General features: G+C 59.2%; 28 protein-coding genes. 7 read left to right on the forward strand and 21 right to left on the reverse strand.

From position 1 onward, the window contains the following. Positions 1-42: 42 nt before the first annotated feature. Positions 43-471, forward strand: coding sequence for a hypothetical protein (locus VSS37_RS18400; RefSeq protein WP_324697549.1), 429 nt, complete (start codon positions 43-45; stop codon positions 469-471). Here VSS37_RS18400 and VSS37_RS18405 read toward each other — a convergent pair. Continuing rightward, positions 455-1822, reverse strand: coding sequence for a sensor histidine kinase (locus tag VSS37_RS18405; protein ID WP_324697551.1), 1368 nt, complete (start codon positions 1820-1822; stop codon positions 455-457). The genes VSS37_RS18400 and VSS37_RS18405 overlap by 17 nt on opposite strands. Next, positions 1803-2486: a winged helix-turn-helix domain-containing protein gene (locus VSS37_RS18410; RefSeq protein WP_324697553.1), complete on the reverse strand. Its 684-nt coding sequence runs from the start codon at positions 2484-2486 to the stop codon at positions 1803-1805. Before VSS37_RS18410 ends, VSS37_RS18405 begins: the two co-directional genes overlap by 20 nt. A 165-nt stretch (positions 2487-2651) precedes the next feature. Between VSS37_RS18410 and VSS37_RS18415 the strand changes: the two genes are divergently transcribed. Continuing rightward, complete coding sequence (locus tag VSS37_RS18415; RefSeq protein WP_324697554.1) at positions 2652-4109, forward strand: DegQ family serine endoprotease; 1458 nt, start codon at positions 2652-2654, stop codon at positions 4107-4109. 185 nt (positions 4110-4294) lie between these two features. Next, positions 4295-4957: a hypothetical protein gene (locus tag VSS37_RS18420; protein ID WP_324697556.1), complete on the forward strand. Its 663-nt coding sequence runs from the start codon at positions 4295-4297 to the stop codon at positions 4955-4957. A gap of 12 nt (positions 4958-4969) precedes the next feature. Here VSS37_RS18420 and VSS37_RS18425 read toward each other — a convergent pair whose 3' ends face one another. The 7 genes from VSS37_RS18425 to VSS37_RS18455 all read right to left on the reverse strand — a co-directional run bounded on the left by VSS37_RS18425 (position 4970) and on the right by VSS37_RS18455 (position 12997). Then, positions 4970-6391: an FAD-binding oxidoreductase gene (locus tag VSS37_RS18425; protein WP_324697557.1), complete on the reverse strand. Its 1422-nt coding sequence runs from the start codon at positions 6389-6391 to the stop codon at positions 4970-4972. A gap of 91 nt (positions 6392-6482) precedes the next feature. Beyond that, positions 6483-7790, reverse strand: coding sequence for a DUF58 domain-containing protein (locus VSS37_RS18430; protein ID WP_324697558.1), 1308 nt, complete (start codon positions 7788-7790; stop codon positions 6483-6485). Continuing rightward, positions 7787-8761, reverse strand: a complete 975-nt coding sequence (locus VSS37_RS18435; RefSeq protein ID WP_324697560.1) for an AAA family ATPase — start codon at positions 8759-8761, stop codon at positions 7787-7789. The genes VSS37_RS18430 and VSS37_RS18435 overlap by 4 nt, the downstream gene beginning before the upstream one ends. Continuing rightward, entirely contained in the window at positions 8736-9797 is a 1062-nt protein-coding gene (locus VSS37_RS18440; protein WP_324697562.1) for a DUF4350 domain-containing protein, read from the reverse strand. The genes VSS37_RS18435 and VSS37_RS18440 overlap by 26 nt, the downstream gene beginning before the upstream one ends. Further along, positions 9794-11326, reverse strand: coding sequence for a DUF4129 domain-containing protein (locus VSS37_RS18445; protein WP_324697563.1), 1533 nt, complete (start codon positions 11324-11326; stop codon positions 9794-9796). Before VSS37_RS18445 ends, VSS37_RS18440 begins: the two co-directional genes overlap by 4 nt. Next, positions 11316-12314, reverse strand: a complete 999-nt coding sequence (locus VSS37_RS18450; protein WP_324697564.1) for a stage II sporulation protein M — start codon at positions 12312-12314, stop codon at positions 11316-11318. The genes VSS37_RS18445 and VSS37_RS18450 overlap by 11 nt, the downstream gene beginning before the upstream one ends. Further along, entirely contained in the window at positions 12311-12997 is a 687-nt protein-coding gene (locus VSS37_RS18455; protein WP_324697566.1) for an RDD family protein, read from the reverse strand. The genes VSS37_RS18450 and VSS37_RS18455 overlap by 4 nt, the downstream gene beginning before the upstream one ends. 158 nt (positions 12998-13155) lie before the next feature. Here VSS37_RS18455 and VSS37_RS18460 point away from each other — a divergent pair, with 158 nt between their 5' ends. Then, a complete protein-coding gene (locus tag VSS37_RS18460; protein ID WP_324697568.1) occupies positions 13156-13878 on the forward strand; it encodes a spermidine synthase in 723 nt (240 codons plus the stop codon). 113 nt (positions 13879-13991) lie between these two features. Here the strand turns inward: VSS37_RS18460 and VSS37_RS18465 are convergent, their stop codons facing one another. The 7 genes from VSS37_RS18465 to VSS37_RS18495 all read right to left on the reverse strand — a co-directional run bounded on the left by VSS37_RS18465 (position 13992) and on the right by VSS37_RS18495 (position 18554). Beyond that, positions 13992-14321: a PIN domain-containing protein gene (locus tag VSS37_RS18465; protein ID WP_324697570.1), complete on the reverse strand. Its 330-nt coding sequence runs from the start codon at positions 14319-14321 to the stop codon at positions 13992-13994. 77 nt (positions 14322-14398) lie between these two features. Continuing rightward, positions 14399-14611 (reverse strand): type II toxin-antitoxin system VapB family antitoxin, encoded by a 213-nt coding sequence (locus VSS37_RS18470; RefSeq protein ID WP_324697571.1) that lies wholly within the window; start codon positions 14609-14611, stop codon positions 14399-14401. 232 nt (positions 14612-14843) lie between these two features. Next, a complete protein-coding gene (locus VSS37_RS18475; RefSeq protein WP_324697573.1) occupies positions 14844-16418 on the reverse strand; it encodes a hypothetical protein in 1575 nt (524 codons plus the stop codon). Further along, positions 16415-16558 (reverse strand): DUF6890 family protein, encoded by a 144-nt coding sequence (locus VSS37_RS18480; protein ID WP_324697574.1) that lies wholly within the window; start codon positions 16556-16558, stop codon positions 16415-16417. Before VSS37_RS18480 ends, VSS37_RS18475 begins: the two co-directional genes overlap by 4 nt. 20 nt (positions 16559-16578) lie before the next feature. After that, positions 16579-16896, reverse strand: coding sequence for a putative phage tail assembly chaperone (locus VSS37_RS18485; RefSeq protein ID WP_324697575.1), 318 nt, complete (start codon positions 16894-16896; stop codon positions 16579-16581). A gap of 54 nt (positions 16897-16950) precedes the next feature. Further along, positions 16951-17403 carry a phage protein gene (locus VSS37_RS18490; protein WP_324697577.1) on the reverse strand — a complete coding sequence of 151 codons (453 nt, stop codon included), beginning with the start codon at positions 17401-17403 and terminating at the stop codon, positions 16951-16953. A gap of 2 nt (positions 17404-17405) precedes the next feature. Next, complete coding sequence (locus tag VSS37_RS18495) at positions 17406-18554, reverse strand: DUF2586 domain-containing protein (protein ID WP_324697579.1); 1149 nt, start codon at positions 18552-18554, stop codon at positions 17406-17408. Positions 18555-18826: 272 nt separating this feature from the next. Here VSS37_RS18495 and VSS37_RS18500 point away from each other — a divergent pair, with 272 nt between their 5' ends. Beyond that, positions 18827-19102 carry a BrnT family toxin gene (locus tag VSS37_RS18500; RefSeq protein ID WP_324697581.1) on the forward strand — a complete coding sequence of 92 codons (276 nt, stop codon included), beginning with the start codon at positions 18827-18829 and terminating at the stop codon, positions 19100-19102. After that, the gene (locus VSS37_RS18505; RefSeq protein ID WP_324697583.1) at positions 19089-19301 is read left to right on the forward strand and encodes a hypothetical protein; all 213 of its coding nucleotides are present in this window, start codon (positions 19089-19091) and stop codon (positions 19299-19301) included. Before VSS37_RS18500 ends, VSS37_RS18505 begins: the two co-directional genes overlap by 14 nt. Before the next feature lie 61 nt (positions 19302-19362). On the opposite strand, the gene VSS37_RS18510 is transcribed toward VSS37_RS18505, so the two are convergent. The 4 genes from VSS37_RS18510 to VSS37_RS18525 are packed head-to-tail and all read right to left on the reverse strand — an operon-like array spanning position 19363 to position 20766. Then, the gene (locus tag VSS37_RS18510) at positions 19363-19638 is read right to left on the reverse strand and encodes a hypothetical protein (protein WP_324697585.1); all 276 of its coding nucleotides are present in this window, start codon (positions 19636-19638) and stop codon (positions 19363-19365) included. Further along, on the reverse strand, positions 19635-20201 hold the full coding sequence (locus VSS37_RS18515) for a BRO-N domain-containing protein (protein WP_324697587.1): 567 nt from the start codon (positions 20199-20201) through the stop codon (positions 19635-19637). Before VSS37_RS18515 ends, VSS37_RS18510 begins: the two co-directional genes overlap by 4 nt. Beyond that, on the reverse strand, positions 20198-20521 hold the full coding sequence (locus VSS37_RS18520; protein WP_324697588.1) for a hypothetical protein: 324 nt from the start codon (positions 20519-20521) through the stop codon (positions 20198-20200). Before VSS37_RS18520 ends, VSS37_RS18515 begins: the two co-directional genes overlap by 4 nt. Beyond that, entirely contained in the window at positions 20518-20766 is a 249-nt protein-coding gene (locus tag VSS37_RS18525; protein WP_324697589.1) for a hypothetical protein, read from the reverse strand. Before VSS37_RS18525 ends, VSS37_RS18520 begins: the two co-directional genes overlap by 4 nt. 145 nt (positions 20767-20911) lie before the next feature. Here VSS37_RS18525 and VSS37_RS18530 point away from each other — a divergent pair, with 145 nt between their 5' ends. Further along, the gene (locus VSS37_RS18530; RefSeq protein ID WP_324697591.1) at positions 20912-21178 is read left to right on the forward strand and encodes a hypothetical protein; all 267 of its coding nucleotides are present in this window, start codon (positions 20912-20914) and stop codon (positions 21176-21178) included. Between the two features lie 97 nt (positions 21179-21275). On the opposite strand, the gene VSS37_RS18535 is transcribed toward VSS37_RS18530, so the two are convergent. Further along, on the reverse strand, positions 21276-21551 hold a 276-nt coding region (locus VSS37_RS18535), incomplete at its 5' end, for a hypothetical protein (protein ID WP_324697594.1).

Raw genomic sequence — 21551 nt, forward strand, 5'->3', positions numbered from 1 at the left:
TTGCCGGGCTTCCGGCATGGCGAAGCGTAAGGAGGGAGCTGAATGCGCAAATTGTTGGCTGTAACCGTGGCGGGTATCTTGGTGGGCTGTTCCGGTGGGCATAATCTGGATTCGCCGATTAAAACCTGCAAGGCGGTCACGGCAGTGCTGGCGGGCGATAAGGCTGTCATCTGGCAAGGGGAACAGCAGACTGAGCAAAAAGGCGTCCACTTGCAGGTGACGTTGGATTTTTCATTGGCGGGGCAGCCGCCAGGCGAAGTTTCCAAAGCCGTCTGCATCTATGGCCTGAGCAGCCAGGATATGGATTACCGCAACGCCATGGGTGAATACGCCAACACCCCATCCCAAATGCTGGTCAATGGCCAGCCGATTCCCAGCAACGATTTGGTGCAGGCGGTGAACCGTGCAACCGCCGATACCGCCAAGGCCATTGGCCAGGAAGCCTTGCAGAAAATCAACGGACAAAAGTGATGCTGGCTTTCAGGCCAGGGTGATTGTCCTGCAACAGCACTTTGGCTGCGTGCAGGTCGGCCACCGCTTTCACCAAGCTCAACCCCAAGCCATTGCCGGGTGTGCTGCGGGCATTGTCCAGACGGGTAAAGCGTTTGAGCACCTGTTCGTGTTTGTCTTCTGGAATCCCCGGGCCATTATCGGCCACGCTGATGAGGATGTGCCCATTCAACGCGCTTGCCTCCAGCTCAATGTGGCCGCCGGGAGGGGTGTATTTCACCGCATTGTCCAGCAGGTTGGTGATGGCTTGGGCAAGCAACTGGCGATGCCCGTGGATGTGCAGCCCGGGTTCGGTGCGCCAGTTCAGGCTGCTGCCTTGTTCTTCCGCCACGACTGTGTACAGGTCGGCAAGTTCTTCGGTCAAAGCCCCTAAATCCACTTCCGCCCAGTCCTTATGCTGGTGGGAGGACTCGATTTGCGCAATGCTGAGTAAGGCGTTGAAGGTCTTGATCAGGTCATCCACCTCCACGATGGTGTCCTGCACCAGTTGTGGATAATCGTTTTGTTCCGGGGGATGGTATTGGGTGGCCTCCAGCCGGTTACGCAGGCGGTTCAGCGGGTTGCGCAAGTCGTGGGCGAGGTTGTCGGTCACTTCCCGCATGCTTTGCATCAGTTGTTCGATGCGGGCCAGCATGCTGTTGAGCACCCGGCTGAGTTTGTCGAATTCGTCATTGCGCCCGGCGACAGGCATCCGCTGCGACAGGTCGCCGCTGATGATGTCCTTGGCGGTTTGGCTGACGGCCTGGATGCGGCGTTGCACGTTGTAGCCCATGAAACTGCCTCCCGCCACCGCCAAAGTGAAGATGATGGCGATGGCGGCCAGCACGGTCTGTAGCAGGCGATCCAATAGGGTGTGCTGTTCCTTGAGGTCGGTGACGACCAGCAGTTGGTAGCCGCCGGGCAGGATGGTGAGCATCAGACGGGCGGGTTCATCGCGGCCTTTGGCGCCGGTTATCTGGCTGAGGGGCAAGGTGGCGACGCCTTGGGTAGGGTTCTGGTGGATGGCTTCAAATTCAATGTCCTTGGTCAAATCCTGCTGGCTGCGGTGCACCAGCCTGGAAATCAGGTAGCGTGACCCGTTTTCGCTGTTGCGCACGCCGATGGCTTCGATCAGCCCTTCCACTGCGACATTTTGGTAGAGGTTGAGCAGGGCGTCGGTTTCCAGTTGCAGGCGGGCGTCGGTCTGCTGCTGCATTTGCCCCTTGGCCATCCGGTAGATGAAGCCCAGCGCCCCAGCGGCCACTATGCTGAAAATCAGGGCGTATACCAGCGACAGACGGAAAACTGAGGTGTTAAACAGCTTCCGGGTCATGCAACAGATACCCAGCACCTCGGATGGTGTGCAGCAGCGGCGTATCGAAATCCTTGTCGATCTTGCTGCGCAGGCGGCTGACGTGCACGTCGATGACATTGGTTTGCGGGTCGAAATGGTAATCCCAAACCTTTTCCAGCAGCATGGTGCGGGTGACAACCTGGCCTGCATGGCGCATCAGGTATTCCAGCAGGTTGAACTCGCGCGGTTGCAGGGGAATGCTGACGCCACCACGGGTGACGCGGCGTTTGAGCAAGTCCATTTCCAGGTCGCGCAGTTTGAGGATGGTCTGTTCCTGCGTCGGCTGGGAGCGGCGCAGCAATGCCTGCAAACGCGCCAGCAATTCACTGAAGGCGTAAGGTTTCACCAGATAATCATCCCCACCGGCGCGCAAGCCTTCCACCCGGCTGTCGACATCACCCAAGGCGCTGAGGATCAGCACCGGGGTCTGCATACCCTGCGCGCGCAATGTCTGGATGATGGACAAACCGTCGCGCCCGGGCAGCATGCGGTCAACAATCAGGACATCATAATTGCCGCCTTGGGCCAGGTGCAGGCCGCTCTCGCCATCGGCGGCGTGGTCAACAACATGGCCGCTTTCAATCAGGCCTTTCTGGATGAAACTGGCGGTCTGGCGGTCGTCTTCAATGATCAGGATATTCATGGTTTATAAGCATAATCCAGTCTGTCAATTTGGGAAATGACGGATTGTTAATGTTGGAATGCTCGCCCATAACATGAATACTATGTAATCTTTTTGCAACCCCCCTGTAAGGTTGCTGCTGGCAGAATGCAAAACATGAACAAACTTTTTCACAGGAGATTTCCGATGCGTCAAAAGAAACTGGCAGTGGTGGCTGGCTTGCTGGTGTGCTCCACCCTCGTCCTGGGCAGCTTGGCGGCAGTGGCGGACGTGCCGACACCACCTCCCCCCCCTGCGCCGGTTGCGTCGGCAAGCACGCCTGCCCCCGCTGTGACGGCTGGCTCTTTGCCTGAGCTGACTACCCTGATCAAACAAAACAGCGCGGCTGTTGTGAATGTCAGCATGGAAGGCAAGAGTGGCGGCGCTGCGGATGACGACCTGCCGGAAGGCTTGCCGCCGGAGCTGAAGCGCTTTTTCCGTGGCCTTCCGGACATGCAGGAGCACGACACCCGGGCGATGGGTTCCGGTTTTGTCGTGTCACCGGATGGCTACATCATCACCAATGCACATGTGGTGGATGGGGCCAAGTCCGTGACCGTCGGGCTCAGTGACAAGCGCGAATTGCCTGCCGAAATTATCGGGGTCGACAAACTCAGCGATATTGCCTTGCTGAAAATCAAGGCCGATAACTTGCCGGTTGTGCAATTGGGCGATTCCGACAAGTTGGAGGTTGGGCAATGGGTGGTCGCGCTCGGTGCGCCGTTCGGCCTGGACCACAGCGCCACCCAAGGTATCGTCAGCGCCTTGTCCCGCAGCCTGCCAGATGGGACTTATGTGCCATTCATCCAAACGGATGTGGCGGTGAACCCTGGCAATTCCGGCGGTCCCCTGTTTGATCTTGGTGGGCGGGTTGTCGGGGTGAACTCGCAAATCTATAGCCGTAGCGGCGGCTATATGGGAATTTCCTTCGCCATTCCGGTCAACGTGGTCAAAAACGTGATTGAGCAGCTCAAGACCAACGGGCAGGTTAGCCGCGGCTGGTTGGGGGTGGAGATCCAGGACATGGATCAAGGGCTGGCGAGTTCCTTTAATTTGGCCCAGCCGGAAGGTGCGTTGGTCGCTGGTGTGCAGCCAAACAGCCCTGCAGAAAAGGCAGGCATCCAAACTGGCGACATTATTGTCGGCTTTGGCGATGGCAAGGTGACGTCAGCTTCAGATTTGCCCTTGTTGGTGGGCAATACGCCAATTGGTTCCCAGGTGCCGATCAAAATCAGGCGTTCCGGTGTGGAGAAAACGCTGGATGTGACCATCGCCAAGCTGGACAACAAGGATCAGGAAGGCCCCAAGGCCGCTTCTGACCAGAAGGAAAAAGGCATGTTGGGGCTGGCGGTCAGCACCTTATCCGCCGATGAGCTCAAGGAGCGCAAGCTGGACAATGGCGTGCTGGTGCAGGAAGTGTTGGCGGACAGCCCAGCGGAAAAAGCAGGTTTGGAAGCTGGCGATGTGATCGTCTCTGTCAACAGCCAAGCCATCAAGTCCCCGGCGGATCTCAAGACGGCAGTGCAGTCCGCCCCAGAGGGCAGGCCACTGGCCATGCTTGTCATGCAAGGGGAACGTATGCGCTTCCTGGCGGTCACTAAGTAACAGATACAACACATTTTCTTGGCACACTCCAAGCACTTTGCCCCGTCAGCGGATACGCACGATGACGGGGTTTTTTTATGGCCTGCCGGTTATCTGAAGATTCCGATGGGTTATGAAGCGGGCAGGGGACAAAGCCGGGGCAGCTTTGCAACATGATGGGATCACTTTTCTACGAGGGTTCCCCCATGTCAGACATGTCAGATAATGCCGCACTGTATATGCTCCAAGCCGGAGACTTAATCAACGAAGCAGCAGGCACTGCCCCTGTTTCAACAAGGGATGCCCCTGCGCCGCCGGAACTTGGCGCTGCTGGCCCTTCCGACAAGGGAACGGAGGTTGCGCCTGGGGACGCCGCTGTTATCCGGGAAGAAAAACCAGTTGCCGCTTCCAATCGCGTGGTGTTGACGTCTGCGTTGGAAGTCTACCAACAACTGGTGGCGCAACTGGAAGCCAACCGGCAGGCCATCAGTGACAAGCGCCGCGAACTGGCAGAGATTCGCCAAGATATCCGCGACCTTTCCACCGAAGTCAAGCGCGAACCGCGCTTGGAAGACGACACTAGCAGCCATGACCTGCACACCAGTAAGGTCGCCGTGCAGCACGACGACTGTGGCAGCATTATTGCCTATGCGGAACAGGTGCGGCGCAGTGTGTACGACAACGTCGGCCAAGCCGAAGAGTTGCTTTTCCCCATGGCGCAAAGCCTTGCGCTGTTGCGGTTACGGGTGAGCCACATTCGGCTGCTGGAAGAGCTGCTGGCGGCTCAGGAATCTGGTTTGCGGTTGGAAATCCAGCAACGCAATGCTGACGCCTGCATCTGGCAGCTTGCCGACATTCTCAAGGTCTGACCGCTGTCCGGCCTAGGCCCGTACACTCTGTGGGTGGCGGATGAGATTGTCCGGATCGTATTTGCGCTTGAGCGCCTGTAAACGTGTGTAGTTCTTGCCGTAGTAGGCCGTCTCCCAATTGGAAATGCCAACATCCGGGTAATTGCGGTAATGCGCCCGGACGCCGCCATTGGCCAGTATGCCCTGAATTTCCCTGACAATCTGCTCGGCGGCTCCGGTTTGCGTTGGTTTGTCGTAATAGGTCTGGAGCTCGCCGAGGTATCCCAGCGCACGATGTGGGTAAGCTGCGGTTGTTTCCAGCGCCGGATTGCTGATTTCCCCGCCCAAGGTGTTGATTTGCAGGATCGTGTTGACTTTGGCGGTGGCGATTTTTTTGCAAATGCCCGGCAGCATTGCTTTCAGGTCGTTGAAGCCGCTGTAATAACCGGCGGAGACATTCTTGAAATAAATCGGCTCGGTGGTTCCCCGGTAGCGTTGGACGCCAGTCAGGAAAGGATCCTTGCGCGGGGCCATCGCTTCGGTCGCGCCGGTTTTCAGCTTGGCGAGAATGGTTTTCAGGGTGGCGCTGGGTGCGCCGCTGGCGTCGGTCACCAGGATGGTCAGGGTTTTGCCATTCAGCACCCATGAGGAATAAGCGCTGCGGGGCAAGTCCCGCATCAGGCCAAACCAGCGCTCCGCCAGCTTGACGGCGCTGTCCGGCGTCAGGTTGCGGTACTTGTAGCGGTAACTGCTGAAAAATTGCGGGGCAGGGTGGGTCTGGAACTCCAGTTCGGTCACAATGCCGAAATTGCCGTTGCCGCCGCCCTTGCACGCCCACAACAGCTCGGGCTCATCGCGGGAATCCCGTATTTGCCCGTTGCCATCCACCATCCGCACCCGTTGCAGGCTGTCGCAGGTCAGGCCGAACTGGCGGGCGAAAAAGCCATAGCCGCCGCCCAGCGTCAGCCCGGCCACCCCGACTCCGGCGCAGGAGCCAGCCGGAAGCAGGCGCCCGAATTGGTTGAGGTATGCATACACGCCGCCCAGCTTGGCTCCCGGCTGGATGGTCAGGCGTTTGCTGGCCTTGTCGTAAACCGGCTTGTCCATGCCGGACATATCCACCATCAGGCTGCCTTCTGTGACGGAGAAGCCTTCGAAACTGTGCCCGCCACTTTTGATGGTGACCGGCAGACCGGCCTTGCGGGCGTAGGCGACAGCTTCCTGCACACCTTTTTCATTGGCGCAGACGGCGATGAGTTTGGGCATGGCGGTGATGCGCTTGTTGAAAATCTGCCGGTGCTTGGCGTATTCGGCGTCGTTGCGTTGCAGGAAGCGGACATTGCTGCTGGAAACCGGGGCATTGCTGTCGGCGCTGGCTGGGACGTGATGAAAAAAAGCGGGAATACTGGCGGCTATGACCAGTGAATCCAGCAGGAATTGGCGGCGGCTGGGCATCTTCTGAACCTCAATTGGCTGGAAGGACTGACAGAGTATAGGCTCGACGCATACTCCCTTGCCAGCAGCTATCGGCGCACGCCAATCCGCTTCACAGCGCGCCGCTGCGCTTGATGTCGAGGTAATGGTTGATGAGGTTGACCGACAGGTCTGGCGGGGCTGCATCCAGGCAACGGACGCCCGCCGCCTTGATCCGCTCCAGGGTTGCCTCCCGCGTTTGCAGGTAATGCTGGACTGCCGCCTTGTGCAGCGCATCCTCCAGATTGTCCACCGGCTCTTCCAGCGCGCGGTCGATGGCTTGCTCACGCATGCTGGCCAGCAACACCAGATGGCGCTTGCGCAGCAGGTGCAGGGCGGGCAGCAGGTCGTCGAGGTCTTCATCGCGCAGGTTGGTCAGCAGGATGACCAGGGCGCGTTTTTTCTGCCGCACCAGCAGTTCGGTGGCGGCCTGCGCATAATCCGGCGCTTGCGGGGTCGGTTGCAGGTCATACAGCGCATTCAGCATGTGCTGGACATTATGTTGCCCCTTGTGCGCGGGCAACCAGCGGCTTTCCCCGGCAAAACTGCCCATGCCCACCGCATCGCCCTGCCGCAATGCCACATAGGTCAGCAGCAGCATCGCATTCAGGGTGTGGTCAAAATGGGAAAGTGTATCGTCTTTCGCCAGCATGCGGTGGCCGCAATCCAGCAGGAAAATGATTTCCTGGTCGCGTTCATCCTGGTATTCGCGGGAAATCGGTTTGTGCATCCGGGCAGTGGCTTTCCAGTCAATCTGGCGCAGGCTGTCGCCCTCGCGGTATTCGCGCAACTGGTGGAAATCTTGCCCCTCGCCACGGCGGCGCTTTTTCAGGATGCCCATGTGGCTGAGGTGGTGGTCGGTCGCCATCAGCGCATACTGGGCGACGGCGGCGAAATTGGGGTAGACGCGGGTTTCGGATTCCACCGGCAGCTTCAAATCCCGCCACCACAACTGTAGCGGCGACAGCACCCGCACCTGTAGGCACGGGAAATGCTGCCTGCCGCGTTCGGTGGCGGTCGCCTCGTACAGCGGTTCGGCGAATTTGCCTGGCCCCAGCGTCAGCCGCAGCGGGAAGCCGGTGGCCGCCAGCGCTGGCGGGAAATGGTCAAACACCAGCAGCGGCAGTGGACGCTTGCCGTCATTGTGCAGTTTCAGCCGCACCATCCGTTTCACCCCTAAGGGCAGGGAATGCGGCGCGAAACGTTCGGCGCGTGGGGCAGGCTCCCCCACCGCCCACAACAAATCGGCACCCGCCAGCAGCAGGCTTGCCCCCGCTGTGACGTACCACATGCTGATCAAGTCAGGGAACAGGCTGGCCAGCAAGGCGACGGCGGCGTTTGCCCCGGCCAACTGGAAACTGCGGCGGGCGGGCAGGATCATGTGCGCGGCGCTTCGGTCTTTTCCAGCACGCTGGCCAGCAGGTGGTCGGCGGTGTAGCCTTCCAGCTCCATTTCCGGCGTCAGCGAAACGCGGTGGCGCAATACCGGCAGGGCGACTTGCTTGATGTCATCCGGATGGACGAAATCGCGCCCAGCCAGCAGCGCATTGGCGCGGGCGGCGCGCACCAGGGCAATGCCGCCGCGTGGCCCCGCGCCGAAGCGCAGGCCCTGCCACTGCCGGGTGGCGCGGGTGATGCGCACGGCATAATCCATAACGGTTGCATCCACGGCGACAGTGGCGGCAGCCTGCTGCATGTCCAGCACCTGTTGTGGCGACGCCAGGGTTTGCAGGCTGTCGAGATTGAAGCGGTCGCCCACCTGTTGGTCGGTGACGGCCGCAACCATTTCCGCCTCTTCCTCCAGCGCCGGATAACCGATGAAAATTTTCAGCAGGAAGCGGTCAAGCTGCGCCTCGGGCAGTGGGTAAGTGCCTTCCTGCTCCAGCGGGTTCTGGGTCGCCAGCGCCATGAAGGGCAGGGGAACCGGGAAGGCTTTGCCTTCAATGGTGACCTGCTGCTCCTGCATGACCTCCAGCAGGGCGGACTGGGTTTTGGCCGGGGCGCGGTTGATTTCATCCGCCAGCAGCAGATGGGTGAACACCGGCCCTTTGCGCACATTGAAGCTTTGGTTCTGCATGTCGAACAAGACATGGCCGCTGATGTCGGCGGGCATCAGGTCTGGGGTGAACTGGATGCGCGCGAACTGTCCGGCAATGGTTTTCGCCAGCGCCCGCACCAGCAGGGTTTTGCCAAGGCCGGGCACGCCTTCGATCAGCACATGCCCACCCGCCAGCAGGGCAGTCAGGGTTTCATTCACCACCTGTTTCTGCCCGATCAGCGCCTTGCCGATTTCAAGGCGGATGCTGTCAGCCATCCGGCTGGCCTGTTCAAGCGTCAGGTTTGGGGTTGTCATCGCGTTGTTTCCTTGTGCCTGGGTAGAGTTGTTCGACGGCGGTGGCGAAAGCGTCGTATTGCGTATCGCCGTGTTTGCGCTTGCGCCGCCACATGAACAGGCCGCTGGCGTGGATGTGTTCCAGAATGCGGCGGCGTCCGGCGGGTGGCGTAGGGATCAGCGGGCCGAAGCGCGGGCTGAAAGCAAGCAGGGTCAGCGGAATGAAGGCCGCCAGCGTCAGCACCAGCGCCCAGGCGCGCTCCCAGATCAGCTTCCACAGCGGCGGCATGTCGTCCATATGCACCAACCAGACGGCATGCGGCTCATCGTACAGGCTGTGCGCCATCCGCCAGAAGAATTCGGCATGGTCGTAGTCCTCCAGCGCGTGGTTTTCGATGAAGTCGAGGTTAGCGGCCAGCGTCACCAGCCCTTCGCCATGTTCCAGTTCCAGCAGCCAGGTTGCGTTCTTGTAGCGTAAGGGATGGCCTTGCCCATCGCGGCTTTCCAGCGCGTAGAAAAAATCCGGATCCACTTCAAGCGGATGGCCCATGCCAGACAATTGGGCCTGTATGGGCAGGTCGTCTTCTTCCGGAATGACATGCTTGCCAAGGGTGACGCCGAGGGCGGTTTGCAGGCGGTCATTGACGGGTTCCGCAGGGGCGTCGGCAGTTTCATCTTCGCCCCCTTCATCCCCTGTGTCATCGTACAGGGTGTCGTTGTTGGGCGTGCGGGCGCGGGTGATCAGGTGGCCGCCGCGCTTCACCCAATCGAGAAGGGCATCGATTTTCTGTGGCGACAGGGTGTAACGCTCGGTGTCGATCACCAGCACGGTGTCTGTGTCATCAGGCAAGTCCCGCAGGCCGTCCTTGCGTTCGGCGGGGATGCCCATGCGCTTGAGGAACAGCCGGGCGGCGAATAGCTGATTGGTGCGGGCCTCGCCATGAAAGCCGGTGTATTCGTCGATTTCCTTCAGTTCGAACGTTTGCAGGAACCATAATGTCAGCACCGTCATTGCCAGGATGGCGAAAATGCTGATGAGAACGTGCTGGAGCTTCATGCCTCCACCTCAATCCGGGCGGGTTCCACGGCGAAATGCTGTGCCCAGCCGTTAAACAGCGTTTCCGCCAGGGTGGCGGCAGGCGGACGGTGGGCGTAGGCAATTTCCTGCCAGGCGCGGGTGGCTGCCGTCAGCCAAGCCAGACGTTCGCTGCTCAAATGCCCATGCGCCAATTGCAGGATGTCGCCTTCGGTGTGGCTGGACTGCACCGGCAAATGGTCATGGCGGGTCAGACGCATCAACGCTCCCCGATACAATAGGCTGAGGGCTTCGCGCAATTGGCCGTCGGCCCATAGCTGGCGGCAGGCGGCGGCGATGTCGGCGGGCAGGGATTCAGGGCGGATGTCCATGCCAAACAGGATGTCAGGCGGGGCTTGCCCCACCGTTTTGCGCCGGACAGGTTTCAGCAGCGCCGCAATGCGTTTGCGGTAGACGAAGGCGATCACCGCCAGCACGACAACCGCGATCCACAATGCGCCTTTCACGAAACCGGCGAACAGCATTTGCAGGGATTTGGCCCATTCAGCGGGGTCATTCTTATCCGTTTCATCGTGCTGGCGGGGAACCCAGATTTTGTAGGCGCGGATGCTGTTCAGTTCTTCCGCCTGCATGACGGTTTTTATCTGCTGGGCGGATTCTGCGGGCGGCAGGCGTTCAGGCGCCAGGTATTCGGTGACGGCTTCATCCGCCATCACTGGAGCCAGCGGTAGGCAAACGCCAGCCAATAGGACGGCGGCCAACAGCAGGGCCAGCGGCGTTTGCGCAAGCTTGCTTAACCGCTCCCCGAGGTTACGGAAGGCGAGTTCGATGTCCCAGGCTTCCAACTGGGTGCGGCGGTTCAGGTACAGGCTGAAACTGGCCGCGAGGTACAGCGGTTCCACAATCCAGACCGTAAGTGTGTACAGCACCAGGAAAATGAGGTTGCCCCAATACCTAGCGTCGGTGTCCAGGGTGTCGGTAAAACCGTTGAACAGGTAATTCCATGCGCCATCCGTGGGGTCAAGGATAACGATCAGCGCATACAGGCTGAACACCAGCACGTATTCCAGGTGAATGCAGGCGACCAGCAGCCATACCGCCTGCGCATGGGTTTGCAGGTGCAGCAGATCCTGCCGTTCCTTGCGGGGTTTGCCACGCAACTGCTCCAGTTGCCAGATCGGCAGGTTAAAACCCCGCGACAAGGAAAAACGCCGCCAGGTCAGCCCACCCAACAGCCCGGTGTTGCGCGCCAGCCCGGGCAGGGCGCTGAACACTTCCGCCGTTGACAGGCGCTGGTTGAACATCTGATGGCTGAACATATGCAGCAGCGCCCGGTCATACAACGGTTTGAACCACCAGAGGGTCAGCGGGGCGAAATGGAGGTATTCCACCGGCAGCAGCAGCCACGTCAGCAACGCGGCGCTGAACAGCAGCAGCGTCCAGGCCGGAAAGAGCCAGCGGGCGTTGTGTTGGACTAGCGCGAAACCAAGGTCAATGGCTTCCCATGCCGAGCGCAGACGGATATTGGCGGCGATGTCGTCAAGCTTCATCCGTCGCCTCGCCACGTCCCAACAGGGTGAAATAGCCGATCACCAGCAGCCATAGCCCAATGCCGACGGCGTATTTGAGCGTGACAGGAATCCAGGTCTGCGATGACCAGAAGGCCTCCACGAACGCCGCCATGATGAACAGCGTGGCCGCGCCGTATACAATGCCGATGGCTTCCTGCGCATTGTCGCGCAAGGCCAGCAGGCGCGATTTGCGCTTCGGCATGACCAGCGCCTGCGCCAGCTTGAAGCCCGCCGCACCCGACAGCATGATCGCGGTCAGTTCGAAGGCGCTGTGCCCGGCCACAAATCCCCAGAAGGTTTCGATATAACCGATCTGGGTCAGATGCCCAGCCACCGCGCCAATCGTCAGCCCGTTGTAGAGCAGGAAAAACAGGCTGCCCAGCCCGTACAGCAAGCCGCCCGCGAATACCTGAAAGCCGATGCCGGTGTTGTTTTTGATGTAAAAGCCGAACATCAGCACATCGCTGTCGGCTTCACGTTCACGCCCCAGGCGGGAGGAACGCTCCGGGTTGTACATCTCTTCCATGCCTGCCACCTGCGAGCCGTCGATCACCGAGTACACCAGTTCCGGCTCAAACTGGATGGCGACCAGGATGGCGAAGAAACTGCCGAAAAACAGCAGGCTGGAGAGCAGGATGGCGACCCATTCCCGCCGCGCCAGCCGGGGCAGGTCACGCAGGTAGAAGGTGATGAACCGGTGCGCAAAGTGCAGCCGTGAGGTGTACAGCTTATTGTGCCCACGCATCACCAACTGGTTGAGCTGTTCGATCAGCAGGGGGCTGTACATCCGCGATTGCGCCAATGCCAGATGGTGGCAGAGCTGGCGGTAGGCGCGCGGGAAATCCAGTTCCGGCTCCGTCAGGCCGTCCCGTTCCCGTTGCTTGCTGGGAATTTGCTGATAATCCAGCCAAAGTTCGAGCTGATCCCACAATGGTTGGTAGTGGTGGATGAACTGTTCCTGTTTCATGCCCTGCCGCCTCCGGCCAGCCAACTGGCGACGCCGTACAGCCACTGCGCCGCATTTTCCTGTTTTGCCGTCAGCGGGCCGGTCATGCGGGCGAGCTCTTCCAGCCGCGCTGGGGTCAATGTGTGGCTGCGCTGGGAAAACAACATGATGGCCTGTTGTTCGGGCAGGGTGAGGGTAATTTCCGGGCGCATGGGTTCAGCGTTGATCACATGGTTATGGCCATTGCGGCGGGGTTTGTGCAGCACCACAGTATTGGCGGCCAAGTCGCCAAGGCGCTGAAACCGGCGGTTCAGCAGCATGCTAATGAAACCGAAGCCGTAGAACAGGGGCAGGAAGTCCACCACCCGCAGCAGGTTGCGCACAATGGAGGCGGATGGTGTCACCGGGCTGGCGTCTTCCTGGGTGACATAGAGGTCGAGCATTTTCTTGCCCGGCGTTTGTCCCTGGCGGCGCAGCTCAAAATACACCGGATAAAACCATTCCAGCAGGAAGGTGAGGATCAGGGCGAGGCCAATGCCCATTTTGCCCAGCATCGCCAGCACCATGAACAACAGGATGCTGATGATGGAGCGCAGCAGCAAATCCACCATCCACGCCAACAGGCGGGGAACCGGCCCGGCGGGGGAAAGCTGCAAGGCGATGCCTTCAGGCGTATTGACGGTGTAGATCGTGTCCAGTCTCATGCAGACCTGTTGAAACCCTTTTGAGTGGCTGATTTGTATATTTTTCGGCGACCAGAATGAAGACCCGCCGCTGATATGTCAACCATCAGCTGACCAGTTTGCGCAACAGGGGCCAGTATTGATCTGCTATATTCCCGCCCATGCCAGAAATCCAGACTTTGTACGACAATACTGATGAGTTCGGCCCCATCACCGTCACCGATGATGGGCAATGCCGGATATTGTCGTTTGCCGCCAACGATGAGCAAAGTTGCTGCTTGAAGGCGGCACCGCATGTGCTGCAATTTGAGTACACGCAAGCGATGCTGCTGGTGTTGTTGTTCCAGCAACCGCAGCGGGTGTTGATTCTGGGTTTAGGCGGCGGCAGTCTGGTGAGCGCCTTGCATCATTGCATTCCCGGCGTCCGCATCACGGCGGTGGAACTGCGCCAGAGCGTGATTGACCTGGCTTACCGCTATTTCCAGATGCCGCGCGGAAAACGGGTGCAGGTGGTGTGCGGCAATGCGGATGCTTATATATGCGCAGAACAGGCGCACAAGCAGGATGTGGTGTTCGCTGACCTATACCACAGCTGCGGGGTGGATGACGTGCAGTTGAAGGCGGATTTCATTGCCCGTTGCGCAGCCATCCTCAAACAGGATGGCTGGCTGGTGCTGAACTGTTGGAATGAGCATCGTGAAGACATCATCCTGCGCAAGGCTTTGCAGGAGTGTTTCAGCGACATCCGGACAGTCCTCACCAGCAGCCGCAATTGGGTGATTTTGGCGGGCAAAACGCCGAGCTGGCGCACCAACAGTGAAATGAAGGAAACCGCTTTCCAGTTATCCAGCGCATTGGGTTTTCCATTAACCCGGCATCTGGCGCGTATGCGGGCGTTTTGACTAAAGCTCAAAACATGTCCGGGCTGGTTGGCTGTTTTTATCGCCAGATCACACAAACGAGGGACGCGGTGACAGCCCCGGTTAAGGGGCTTTTTTGAATCCTGTTACAGATTTCAAGTTGATGGCTTGAACGGGTTGACGACCAGCAAGCGCCCGCGAATGTTCAGGTGATGTTGCATGTCTTCTGAGTACAGCACGCCGCAGCCTGCCCGCAAGGCGGAAGCCACGATCAGGCTGTCCCAGTAGGAAAGGCGGTAGTCCAGCCGCAAACCGGCGGCGGTGAGCAGGTCTTCCGGCTCCTGCGCCAGGACGGGGTAGCTTGCCATGAAGTCAGCCAGGAAGGTTTGGATGTAGGCGTGGTCTTTGCCCGCCTTGCGTATCAGGTTGACGCTGATTTCGTTGGTGACCTGAACGCTGCTGCACACATCGCCATCGGCGACCAAGCTGGTGCTATTTGGTGTTTGGTGTCGTCGACTTGATGAGCGCGTAAAGCCAGATGTTGGTGTCGCAAAAGGCTTTGTTATCGGGCATAGATGTCTTCCCGCTCCATGGGTGTGAAGCCGGGCAACTGGATGGGGTTTTGCAGGTAGGTGCTGATGAATGCGCGGCGGGGCATTTGCTGTTCGCGGCGTTGGCGCACGAGTTCCTGTAGCGCAAGGTGGATGACTTCGCGCTTGTTGCCGCGGATGGCTTCTTTGATGAGTGTATCATCCAGCACGATATTGGTGCGCATGGTGAACCCCTTGTATGTGTATTGCTATACACATAGTAGCGGGGCAATGGGTTTTCATCAAGAACGGACGGAAAGCCCGCCTGCTCGCAGCTTCTGGGCTACTTATCGCCAGTTGCAGCCGTGTAAGCAATCATGAACACCCACTCATTGCCTCATCAATGACAATTTAACTTCTTTAAGCCCTATACTGAGCCCAACATTTTTGAAATTTTCCGTCATCGCTGCGGATTGGCTAACAACTGCCCTTCCTGATGCCGTTGCCGGACACCACGCCCGCGACCAGCAGGCCGATGGGGGACAAGATCACCCCCACCACGGCCCCCAGCATTTCCAGCGCGCCCACCGCCATCGAAACCACGCCTGCAACCATCGAGAACCCCGCCAGCCCCGCCACCACGCCGCCCGCGACCATCGCAAAGCGGGCGAGGGCAGGGTGCTCATGGGCGGCGTTGGTCAGCCAGGAAACGGCGTCGCCCAGCATCCGCAGCCCCTGGGTGGCCATATCCAGCAAGCCGCCATCCTGCCCCAGCGCCAATTGGAAATCTTTCCACTTGGCGTCCAGCGACATTTGCTGGCCAGCGTAGTTTTTCTGGATGGCTTCATAGCTGCCGTCGATTCCCCGCGCTTTGTCGAACGCCTCAACCGAACGGTGGATCGGTTCCTGCTGTTTGTGGATCAGGTTGAACATCTTGCCGCCCTGGCGGCCGAAGATGAGGGAGTTTTCCGTCATGATGTCGCTTTCGGACAGGCCACGGCCTTTGTACTTGGGCAACATGACCTTTTCATAGAAGGCCACCGGGTCAGTCGACAGCAGGCTGCTGGTGTCCTGGTCCAATACCCGTTTGCCGGGGACAAACTTTTTCACCCCGCCCAGCTTGTCGAACACCACGGCATCTTCATTCCAGATGCCATAATCAATCATCTTGTGGGCCATCGCCTTGTTTTTGACGATGCCATTCATGCGCTGGAAAGAAGTCATCAGCGCGTCGCCCGCCGCGCCGCCTTTCATTTCGCCGATGATCGGCTCCAGCTTCGCAAACAGCGCCTGGTCGGAAAGCTGGTAGGCGGAAGAGCCTGCCTTGCTGACAAACTGGCGCAACTGATCCCAGTTCACATTGCCGCCGGAACTCTGGATCGCCTTGAAACCGCCGCTCATCAGCTCATTGAAGCGTTCGGGGGATTTCAGCCCGCCCATCTGCTCGGTGAAGCGCAGCATGTCCATCTGCTGATCCTGCATCAGCCCCTGCATGTGCTCATCCAGCCCCTTGCTCGCCACATTGACCTTGGCCAGCATCGGGGCCGCCATCTTGGCGGCGGCCAACTGCTCATCCAGCGTTTTGGCTCCAGATTCGCGGAACACGCCCTGCGCTTCCGTCATATAGCGCAGCATGTCCACCCGGCTGGCCCCGGCAATGTTGGCGGCGGAAGCAAATTTCTCAGCTTCAGCCAGCGCCGCGCCCCCCATCCCGTACTGGTTGAATTTTTCGGTGATCGTCTGGTATTCGCGGCTGGTGTCCAGCACCCCGTGCATGAAGTCCTGGACAGGGGCGGCAAGCTCCATCGCGCCGGATTTAAGCTTGCCGAACCCCGATTGGAAGCGCTTGATCGCGCCAGAATTCTGCGCGATCAGCGAGCGCAGCGGGGATGTCACCTTGTCCACCAGTTGCACCGTGAATTTGTGTGCCTTCGCCAGCGGCCCCGTGGCGGCGGCGCGCTGCATGTTCCCCATCAGGTTGGTGATCTTGTTGAGGGGGCCGGTGACCCTGTCGACCAGCGACACGATGAATTCCAGCCGGTTGCCGCTCATGCGTCACCCCCCAGCGACCGGGAAATGCCGTTGGCGATGGCGATTTCCATCCGTTCCCAGTAGCGCCTTTCCAGCCACAGCGCCGCGCCGAGGCTTTCCTCGTCGTGTTGCCCAGGCGGGATGTGCGGCAGGTAGTGCATCGCCAGGGTTTCCAATTGCCTTAAACCGTCGCTGCTGGCGTAGTCTGCCCATCCTTCGGCTTTTTTACGCTGATCTCCACCTTCGGCAGGAATTCTTCCAGCAGCGCGCCCGCCACTTGCCCCGCCATGCCTTCATTGGCGGACAGGTAGGCAATAAAGTCCTGCTTCTGGCTGGCGTCGGCACAAGCGAGCGTGAAGTTATGCAATGGCGCGACCTTGTCTTTGCCCATCAGCGCGTTTTGCAGCCGGTGGTAGGCGTCGCTGGTGACGGTAAAGCTGAACTCGTGCAAATCGCCGTTTTCGGTGTTGGCCAGCTCCAGGGTGATGTCTTTCTGCATGGGGAGTCTCCGTTATGGTGGGGTGGCCGCCGGTGGTTCACGGGCGGCGGTAAATCAGTAGAAACCGGCGGTTTCGGCGGCGGTCAGGTACGGGATGCCGTCGATGCTGACGAAATCCGGCGAGGTCACGTCATATTCGACCGTGTGGGTCATCTTCTCGCCGCCCTTGCTTTCACTGCTCCACAGGTCGGAAAGGCGCAGCAGGCAGCCATGGGCGCTCACGTCCTTGGCCAGCCCGCCCGCCGAGGCGAACGCCTGAATGTCCTGTGGCGCGATGTCCTTCCAGCTGGCGCCGCCGACGCCCTGCAACAGCATGTCGAAATTGCTGGAATCCAGGGTGATGGAGCCGCTGGCGGTGGTTTCGCCGTCCACCCAGCCATTGGGGACGCCATTGGTCAGCGCCACCGCGCGCTTGTCATCAATTTTCAGTTCAAACTTTTCCGCGAACAGCATCACGCCGCCCACGTACAGGCGCACGTCCTTGCCTGAAATGCGTTTTGTGCTCATGTTTACAGCTCCCCACTCAGGTCAAGGGCGATGGATGTGACAATCTGTTTTGGGCAGCGGTACGGCTTGACCACCAGCACCAGGTTGACGCGGGTCATGGAAACCCACTGGATCACCACCGACCCCGCCCCTGGCGGCATGATGTCGCCCACCAGCGGCAGCTTTTGCCCGCCGACTTCGACGGTGGCGGTCTTGCTCATCTCCCGCAGCGGGCGGGCGAAGTGGTGTTTGTGCCACGCCATGCTGTCGGGCGTGTCGTTGAAATTCTTGTTGCCGATGCGCCCGATGGCGAGGATGCGCACCGCGCGGCAGGCTTTGAGGACCGGCCGCAGGTATTCAACCACTTGGAAATCGCCAGCCGGGGTCTCCAGCAGGTTGCCATCCGCCCAGTAGGTTCCTGGGTAGTCGGCATAATGCTGCGGCACGCTCAGGCGGGCGGCGTCCAGCGCCATCAGGGTGGACTCGTCGAGCAAACGCCCGTCCGCATCCACCGGCTCCTCGCCCAGCCCTAGCCCCAGCAACGGCCCGGTCTCCACCCGCATCGGGGTGTCGGCGACGCCCACGGAGCGGTCACACAAGCGCCCGGCGATGACGCCGACGTTGTTGCCGTGCAACTGCGGGACGGCCATCACGCGGTTGGCGGCCAGCGGGGCGACCAGCGCGGTGGTGGCCGCCTCGTAATCCGCCCAGGTCTGCGTTTGCAGGCAGCCGGGGACGGCGAGGATGGCGAACATCTGGCGGCCGGTTGCGCCGCGCAGCTCCATCAGCTTGTCGTGCCAGGCGCTGATCTCAGCTGCCGTCTGCGCGGTGCGCAGCACCACCACCGCCTCCGGCGATGTCCCACGGAATGCCGTCGCCATCGCCTCATCGAATGCCGCCAACAAGTCGGCATTGTCATCATCCGCCGCCACCGGCAGCGCCCAGGCAAACCAGTTGTCGCCCGCATTCAGGCGGGCGGCGGCCAGGTTGGTTTTCAGGGGGGAGTCGGCGTCACCCAGCAGCCCGTCCAGGTCGCTGGCGTTGCCCAATGACAAGGTTTTGCCGAGGTTGTCCGGGTTGCCCCCAACGCCGATGAAAAGGAATTTCCGCTCGATCTCCGGGAACTCGCCCTGGCTCAGATTGAGGTTGTTGACTGAAACTGTACCGCGCATGTCGTGTCCTGCTGTAGCGGGAAAGTGCCGTCATCACGACGGGATTGCCGCCACTCTACACAGCCAGGCGCACGCGCATGGGCTGGTGTTCCAACCCGCGCGGCGCTGGTTGAAACAAACCTGGGGGGCGGCAGCCCTGATGCGCCCACGGATAGGAATTTGCCGCCACAGGTTTTCGGTGTTAACGTCGACGCTGCAATCAGGCTTTTTTTACCGGATACAGGTTTTTATGGACAGGCGGGTTTGGTTGCCTTCCACACAGGAGCATGGGTATGGATTTTGAGTGGGATGACAACAAGGCAGCGGCGAATGGGCGTAAGCATGGCGTCAGCTTTGCCGAAGCCCAGACCATTTTTGCCGACCCGTTGGAGATCACCATTCCAGACCCTGACCATTCGGAAGGTGAGTTCCGTTTCCTGAGCATTGGCCGCTCTGATCAAGGCAACCTGCTGGTTGTTTCCTACACTGAACGGGCTGATGCGCTTATCCGGCTGATCAGCGCCCGCCACGCCACCCGACAGGAGAGAAAACAGTATGAGCAACCATGATGAGATGAGGCCGGAATACGATTTTTCCGGCGGTGTGCGCGGCAAGCATCATAAGGCTTACCAGGAAGGCTCCAATGTGGTTCGGTTGGACAGCGACGTGGCCGTGCATTTCAAGGATTCAGCGGCGGTCAACCACGCCTTGCGGATGTTGATCCGGCTGGCTGGCGAGGAAGTCCAGCCAAAGCAGGACGCGGCCTGAGCCAGATCACAAAAAAGCCCGCGCAGGGCGGGCTTTTGCTCATGGTTTCTATAGTGCGGGGTTAGGTGGCCAATCCACCAAACAAACCCAATTGATCCAAATGATTTGATTGGGGCTTTTTGTGAGATGCCAGATCAACCTTATTCCCCTCCCATTTCATCGACGATGAAGCAGAGAATTTGCCGTGGCACATTTCACATTCATGCACCGGCATGGGAATAGTTATTGTCTTGCTTACCTCTTGGGTGTGCCGACAGTGCGGGCATTCGGCGATAAGGATATTGATAGCCGGTACAACCGGCACGCCAGCTACCCAAAACTCAATTTCTTCGTTCATGCTGCACCTCCACCAAATGTCAAAACGCCTTGGCCTACTTCCGTGTGCAGTTCGGCCATGTCCGGCATGGCCTTGCCGATCATGTTGCACAGGTCGCGGATTTCACCAATCAGGTATTTTTGCTGCATCAGGTTGCGGCAACCGACCAGTTCGCTGACCAGCGCCGACACCTGCTTTGACACGACGACGCGGGTCTTTGGGTCCACCCGCCCGAAGAATCCGGTTTTGCGGATTGCAGGCAGGACTTCTTCACAGACCCACTCGGTAAACTCCATCGCTTTGGGGCTGTTGGAGCGGAATATGGCCTGATAGACAGCAGGTTCAGAGATGAAAATCAGGTCTCTTTCCCCCTTAGTGGTCTGATGTTGTAAGGGCATAACCCACTTTTCAGGCACATTCTTCAGGCTACTGGACTTCAACCCTGACCATTGCAAACCCAGTGATTCATACACGTCCTTGGCACAAAACCAGACGTTATCATCAACCGCTACCGTTCTGACTTCGTGGCTTTCGTATGAGAATGGATTGATGGTTGGCTGTACGCCGATGATTGCCGTGTTCATGCCGCACCCCCTTGGATGGCGGCAATCCTGGCCTTGAACTCATTGAGGGCAAGCAGGAATGCCTGTTCGGCCTTGGTGGGCTGTTCCTGTCCCTGCTGCTGTCTGGCGGCGTCGCGGTAGGCCTGCTTGAGTTGCCCCTTGCTTTCGCGCACCGCTTCGGCGGCTTCGTTGACGTTGCCCAGCAGGCCAGCGACAACGGCGTGGTTGGGGTCTTCCGCTTCCTGCGCGGCGCGGAGTTCGGTCAGGGCTGCGCGGTGCTGGGCGATGGCCTGCACCTTGGTGTTGAGCAGCATGGCGATGAGTTTGTTTGCTGCGTTCATGCCACCACCCCCATTTTGCGGCTGCCGCGTTCCAGCCGTTCAAGCTGTTCCTGCGCCTTGTAAATAACCTCAATCAGCGCTTCGCTGGCCGCCCGGAAGTCGCACGGCGCGGGTGAGAATTTTGGGTCTTCGTTCACGTAGTCGCGGGCGATTTCAGCATACCCGATCACGGCGGCAAGGCCGGAGGCGCGCAGCAGCGTGACCTGAATTTCAGAAATAGTTGGTGTAGTATTTGGCGTAGCCATTTCGGTGTCTCCTATTCAGACATTGATGTGGTCAGCCCTGCTTCGGTATGCCAGTACCGTTGCGGGGCGTTTTATTTAAGACTTGTAAGCTGTTGTCTTACGATTCATAATAAGAGCCATGATTTATCAAGTCAAGAGAAAAAATATGGCAAAAGTAACCCTAACATTCCGCATTGACGAAGACCTTAAACACCGTTTAGGTGAAACTGCCAAAAATCAACACAGGACTAGCGGCAACCTCGTTGAATGGCTGATCAAGCAGTACCTTGAGCAACTTGCCAAGCGCAGCGCCAGCGCTGAGGAGGCCGCAGCCGACGCCTGGGATCGGCAGATCGCGGCGGATGCTGAGGCCGGTAAGCTGGATTTTCTGTTGGAAGAGGCCCAGGCCGATCACGACAAGATGGCCAAGTAAAAGAAAGCCCGCAAGATGCGGGCTTTTTAACAATCAGCTTATTCTTTTGCCCAGCCCGTCATGGCGATAAGCATGGCGGAGAGCCATGGCTTGGCCGTTATTGTTCTGGTTCGGCATCGAACACAGCGCCTGCCGTTGCCGGGATCAATGTGTAACGGTAAGTGATGCCCTTATGGGTGAACTCAGTATGCAAAAGCCCGTTTTCATCAGGATTGTCAGGGGTTTGAACTTTGGCTTTTACCAGTTCAGCAACTTCCTTTTCACTCATTTTTGGGTTGAGGGCTTCGATGACGGCATTGATGCAGGCAAACAGGTTAATGAAACTGGATTTTTCATTGTCTGTATCAATTTTTCCCATCACAACGACCGATGT

It is taken from the genome of Candidatus Thiothrix phosphatis (genome assembly GCF_035668035.1).
GTDB classification, from domain to species: domain Bacteria; phylum Pseudomonadota; class Gammaproteobacteria; order Thiotrichales; family Thiotrichaceae; genus Thiothrix; species Thiothrix phosphatis.

What these genes read in the sequence shown, in the direction of transcription:
- VSS37_RS18400 (WP_324697549.1), top strand. Translation starts at nt 43, where the DNA reads ATGCGCAAATTGTTGGCTGTAACCGTGGCGGGTATCTTGGTGGGCTGT.
- VSS37_RS18405 (WP_324697551.1), bottom strand. Translation starts at nt 1,822, where the DNA reads ATGACCCGGAAGCTGTTTAACACCTCAGTTTTCCGTCTGTCGCTGGTA.
- VSS37_RS18410 (WP_324697553.1), bottom strand. Translation starts at nt 2,486, where the DNA reads ATGAATATCCTGATCATTGAAGACGACCGCCAGACCGCCAGTTTCATC.
- VSS37_RS18415 (WP_324697554.1), top strand. Translation starts at nt 2,652, where the DNA reads ATGCGTCAAAAGAAACTGGCAGTGGTGGCTGGCTTGCTGGTGTGCTCC.
- VSS37_RS18420 (WP_324697556.1), top strand. Translation starts at nt 4,295, where the DNA reads ATGTCAGACATGTCAGATAATGCCGCACTGTATATGCTCCAAGCCGGA.
- VSS37_RS18425 (WP_324697557.1), bottom strand. Translation starts at nt 6,391, where the DNA reads ATGCCCAGCCGCCGCCAATTCCTGCTGGATTCACTGGTCATAGCCGCC.
- VSS37_RS18430 (WP_324697558.1), bottom strand. Translation starts at nt 7,790, where the DNA reads ATGATCCTGCCCGCCCGCCGCAGTTTCCAGTTGGCCGGGGCAAACGCC.
- VSS37_RS18435 (WP_324697560.1), bottom strand. Translation starts at nt 8,761, where the DNA reads ATGACAACCCCAAACCTGACGCTTGAACAGGCCAGCCGGATGGCTGAC.
- VSS37_RS18440 (WP_324697562.1), bottom strand. Translation starts at nt 9,797, where the DNA reads ATGAAGCTCCAGCACGTTCTCATCAGCATTTTCGCCATCCTGGCAATG.
- VSS37_RS18445 (WP_324697563.1), bottom strand. Translation starts at nt 11,326, where the DNA reads ATGAAGCTTGACGACATCGCCGCCAATATCCGTCTGCGCTCGGCATGG.
- VSS37_RS18450 (WP_324697564.1), bottom strand. Translation starts at nt 12,314, where the DNA reads ATGAAACAGGAACAGTTCATCCACCACTACCAACCATTGTGGGATCAG.
- VSS37_RS18455 (WP_324697566.1), bottom strand. Translation starts at nt 12,997, where the DNA reads ATGAGACTGGACACGATCTACACCGTCAATACGCCTGAAGGCATCGCC.
- VSS37_RS18470 (WP_324697571.1), bottom strand. Translation starts at nt 14,611, where the DNA reads ATGCGCACCAATATCGTGCTGGATGATACACTCATCAAAGAAGCCATC.
- VSS37_RS18475 (WP_324697573.1), bottom strand. Translation starts at nt 16,418, where the DNA reads ATGAGCGGCAACCGGCTGGAATTCATCGTGTCGCTGGTCGACAGGGTC.
- VSS37_RS18480 (WP_324697574.1), bottom strand. Translation starts at nt 16,558, where the DNA reads ATGCACTACCTGCCGCACATCCCGCCTGGGCAACACGACGAGGAAAGC.
- VSS37_RS18485 (WP_324697575.1), bottom strand. Translation starts at nt 16,896, where the DNA reads ATGCAGAAAGACATCACCCTGGAGCTGGCCAACACCGAAAACGGCGAT.
- VSS37_RS18490 (WP_324697577.1), bottom strand. Translation starts at nt 17,403, where the DNA reads ATGAGCACAAAACGCATTTCAGGCAAGGACGTGCGCCTGTACGTGGGC.
- VSS37_RS18495 (WP_324697579.1), bottom strand. Translation starts at nt 18,554, where the DNA reads ATGCGCGGTACAGTTTCAGTCAACAACCTCAATCTGAGCCAGGGCGAG.
- VSS37_RS18500 (WP_324697581.1), top strand. Translation starts at nt 18,827, where the DNA reads ATGGATTTTGAGTGGGATGACAACAAGGCAGCGGCGAATGGGCGTAAG.
- VSS37_RS18505 (WP_324697583.1), top strand. Translation starts at nt 19,089, where the DNA reads ATGAGCAACCATGATGAGATGAGGCCGGAATACGATTTTTCCGGCGGT.
- VSS37_RS18510 (WP_324697585.1), bottom strand. Translation starts at nt 19,638, where the DNA reads ATGAACGAAGAAATTGAGTTTTGGGTAGCTGGCGTGCCGGTTGTACCG.
- VSS37_RS18515 (WP_324697587.1), bottom strand. Translation starts at nt 20,201, where the DNA reads ATGAACACGGCAATCATCGGCGTACAGCCAACCATCAATCCATTCTCA.
- VSS37_RS18520 (WP_324697588.1), bottom strand. Translation starts at nt 20,521, where the DNA reads ATGAACGCAGCAAACAAACTCATCGCCATGCTGCTCAACACCAAGGTG.
- VSS37_RS18525 (WP_324697589.1), bottom strand. Translation starts at nt 20,766, where the DNA reads ATGGCTACGCCAAATACTACACCAACTATTTCTGAAATTCAGGTCACG.
- VSS37_RS18530 (WP_324697591.1), top strand. Translation starts at nt 20,912, where the DNA reads ATGGCAAAAGTAACCCTAACATTCCGCATTGACGAAGACCTTAAACAC.